Origin of the sequence: Mycobacterium sp. (assembly GCF_044342925.1) — a bacterium.
Classification (GTDB): domain Bacteria; phylum Actinomycetota; class Actinomycetes; order Mycobacteriales; family Mycobacteriaceae; genus Mycobacterium.
The window spans coordinates 1-3100 of sequence record NZ_JBIIOV010000247.1 but is presented as its reverse complement, the minus strand read 5'-3'; the positions used below and the strand labels follow the sequence as shown (position 1 = coordinate 3100).

Annotated in this window: 4 protein-coding genes; 3 read left to right on the top strand and 1 reads right to left on the bottom strand. The window is 66.6% G+C overall.

What is annotated here, in order from left to right; all coding sequences use genetic code 11:
* On the top strand, positions 1-358 hold a 358-nt coding region (locus ADBZ6I_RS16810; RefSeq protein WP_526385862.1), incomplete at its 5' end, for a TCP-1/cpn60 chaperonin family protein.
* A 98-nt stretch (positions 359-456) separates the two neighbouring features.
* Here ADBZ6I_RS16810 and ADBZ6I_RS16805 read toward each other — a convergent pair.
* Positions 457-1959 (bottom strand): MFS transporter, encoded by a 1503-nt coding sequence (locus ADBZ6I_RS16805; RefSeq protein ID WP_526385860.1) that lies wholly within the window; start codon positions 1957-1959, stop codon positions 457-459.
* A gap of 34 nt (positions 1960-1993) precedes the next feature.
* Here ADBZ6I_RS16805 and ADBZ6I_RS16800 point away from each other — a divergent pair, with 34 nt between their 5' ends.
* Both ADBZ6I_RS16800 and ADBZ6I_RS16795 read left to right on the top strand, forming a co-directional pair.
* Entirely contained in the window at positions 1994-2836 is an 843-nt protein-coding gene (locus ADBZ6I_RS16800; RefSeq protein WP_526385858.1) for a TauD/TfdA dioxygenase family protein, read from the top strand.
* 27 nt (positions 2837-2863) lie between these two features.
* A partial coding sequence (locus ADBZ6I_RS16795; RefSeq protein ID WP_526385856.1) for a class II aldolase/adducin family protein occupies positions 2864-3100 on the top strand: 237 nt, incomplete at its 3' end.

Here is a 3100-nt window from a genome sequence, read left to right as displayed (position 1 = left end):
GCTCGACGAGCTGCACCTCACCGGCGACGAGGCCACCGGTGCCAACATCGTGCGCGTGGCGCTCGAGGCCCCGCTGAAGCAGATCGCCTTCAACGCCGGACTGGAGCCGGGCGTTGTCGCCGAGAAGGTGCGCAACTCCGCGACTGGTGTCGGCCTGAACGCCGCCACCAACGAGTACGAGGACCTGCTCAAGGCCGGCGTCGCCGACCCGGTCAAGGTCACCCGCTCGGCGCTGCAGAACGCGGCGTCCATCGCGGCGCTGTTCCTGACCACCGAGTGCGTCGTCGCCGACAAGCCGGAGAAGGCGTCCGCTCCCGCGGGCGACCCGACCGGTGGCATGGGCGGTATGGACTTCTAAGTCCACGGAAACGAAAAAGCCCGGCTCGCTGTCGCGAGCCGGGCTTTTTCGTCGACGTCGAGCACCTATTCGGTTGTTGATAGGGATGTTTCGACGTGCTACTGCGCTGACCGTGATACCGGCGATGGAGAGTCCCCCGCCGTTGACGAGATCAACGGTGCCAACCGTTCGGCAGACCGTTGTGCCCGCGGTGAGGTCGAGACCACGGCCAGAGCGGCGATGACCAGGCCCAGCGCGAGGGTGAACAACCACAGCGGATCGGCCGACTTGGCGAAGTCACCGTCAGGGGGTGACAACGCGCCGGCGGCCAGTACCCCGCTGAACGCAACACCGAGGCTGATGCCGAGCTGCTTACTGGTGTTGGCGATCCCCGCGGCTGCACCGGCTCGGTCCCGCGGCATACCGCTCACCGCGGCGTAGTTGACCGGCACCGAGACCATGCCGAAGGTGATGCCGACGGCGATAAAGATCAGCATCAGTAGCCACCGGGGTGCGGTCGGCTCCAGAAAGGCCAGCATCATCGACGCCACGGCGGTCATCAGCCCGGCGATGAGCAGCGACGGCCGGTTGCCGAACCGGCCGACCAGGCGACCCGACAGCGGCGAGACCACCAGGACGGCGACCCCCACCGGCAGCATCAGCAGGCCGGCGTGCACGGCGGGGTAGTTCCGCCAGCCCTGCAGGTAAATCGACATCATGAAAAGGAACGCTCCCCAGACGATGAAGGCGCTCAGCGCGGTCGCCGTCGCCGCGGCGAACGGAATGGAGCGGAAGTACCGCAGGTCGATGAACGGTTCTGGGTGCCGCGACTCGTATCGCAGGAACCCCGCGAACGCCAGGACCGCAGCAACCGCCGTCGCGATGATCCATGGATGTGTCCAGCCCCGGCCCGGGCTCTCGATCAGGACGAATACCAAGCCGAACAGGCTGCCCGCGGCCAGCAACTGTCCGATCGGATCCAGCCCGCGAATCGTCGCCGCTCGGCTCTCCGGCACCAGCACCGCGCACGCGGCGATGGCCACCACACCGATTGGGAGATTGATCCAGAACACTGCGCGCCAGCCGAGCGTGTCGATGAGTATTCCGCCGACGACGGGCCCCAATGCCAGCGCGGCGCCGAAGACCGCCCCCCAGATGCCGATCGCGCGGGCGCGCTCTGCGGGTGCGACGAAGACCTGGGTGATGATCGCCAGGGCGACGGAATTCATCATCGAGGCGCCGACCGCCTGTACCAATCGGGCGGCGATCAGGACGTTGATGGTGGGGGCCAGGCCGCACAGCAGCGAGCCGAGGATGAAGATCGCCATGCCGATCTGGAGCACCCGGCGCCGACCGAATCTGTCACCGGCCGTGCCTCCCAATAAATACAGTGACGCCACCCCCAGTGCATAGACGGCGATGACCCACTGCGCATGCGCGGCGGTGGTCTGCAGGTCGACGCGAATCGCCGGGATCGCAAGATTGATCGCGGTGAGGTCGATGCTGGTGATCAGCACGCTCAGGCAGCAGGTCGCCAGGATGCCGGCCTTGCGGCGGTTGCTGAACGCGGCGGTCCGCGAATCCGCGCCGACGGCGTGACCGGTGCCGGCGGGGGTCTCCACTTCGCGAGGTTGTCACGCCGGACGGCGTGCGTCAATGAGCGGCACCTGGCAGGATCGCCCGATGGAATTCCGGCGGCTCACCGGCGCGCTCGGGGCTGAAGTCCTCGGCCTCGACCTGACGGCACCGCTCGACCCGACCGACACGGCAGAGGTCTACACGGCCCTGTGCCGGTACAGCGTGCTTCTCCTGCGCGCTCCCGACCTCACCCCCGAGCAGCACATGGCGTTCGGCCGCGCCATGGGCGAGATCGAGGTGCACTCGTTCTTCCCCAACCTCGGATTCGGCTACGAACACGTGACGATCCTTGATTCGGCGGACGGCGGCACGGCCAGTATCTGGCACACCGACGAGACCTTTCTGCCGCACCCGCCGCTGGGGACCATCACCTGGGCCAAAGAGATGCCGTCCTACGGCGGCGACACGATGTGGTCGAGCACGACCCGCGCCTACGACGCGCTCTCGAACCACATGAAGAGTTATCTCGAAGGCCTCACTGCGGTGCACGATTTCGCAGCCTTGACCGCGTTGAAGGCGCGCTTCGGCCTCGCCACCTACGAGCGATACGGCGAGGAGGTCCTGCAGGGCCGTCGCACCACGCACCTGGTGGTCCGGGCGCACCCCGTCACCGGCCGCAAGGGTCTGTTCGTCAATCCGACGTACACGACCCACCTCGTCGGCCTCCCGCCCGATGAGAGCGACCTCATTCTTGGTTTCCTCTACCGCCACATGATCAAGGAGCAGTTCACCTGGCGCCACTGCTGGCGGCAGGGTGATCTCGTGATGTGGGACAACCGTTCGACCATGCACCGCGTCATTCCGGATTTCACCGAGCACCGCCTGATGCACCGGGTTTCAGTCGTCGGCCGGCCCGAATAACCGGTCTGTGCACGTAACCTTGCCTGCATGGCTCGTCCACAGGATCGCACCGTCGAGCAGGAGCGTCTGCACCGCAAGCAGAACCTCGCTGCGGCCTTCCGATTGTTCAGCCGCTTCGGCTTCGACGAGGGCGTCGCCGGGCATATCACCGCACGCGATCCTGAGTTTCCCGACCACTTCTGGGTGAACCCGTTCGGCCTGCACTTCGGACATATCCGGGTCAGCGACCTGCTCCTCGTGCGCCACGACGGCACCATCGTGAAA

Excerpts from the sequence above, each read along its gene's own strand:
- ADBZ6I_RS16800 (WP_526385858.1), top strand. The coding sequence starts at position 1,994 with ATGAGCGGCACCTGGCAGGATCGCCCGATGGAATTCCGGCGGCTCACC.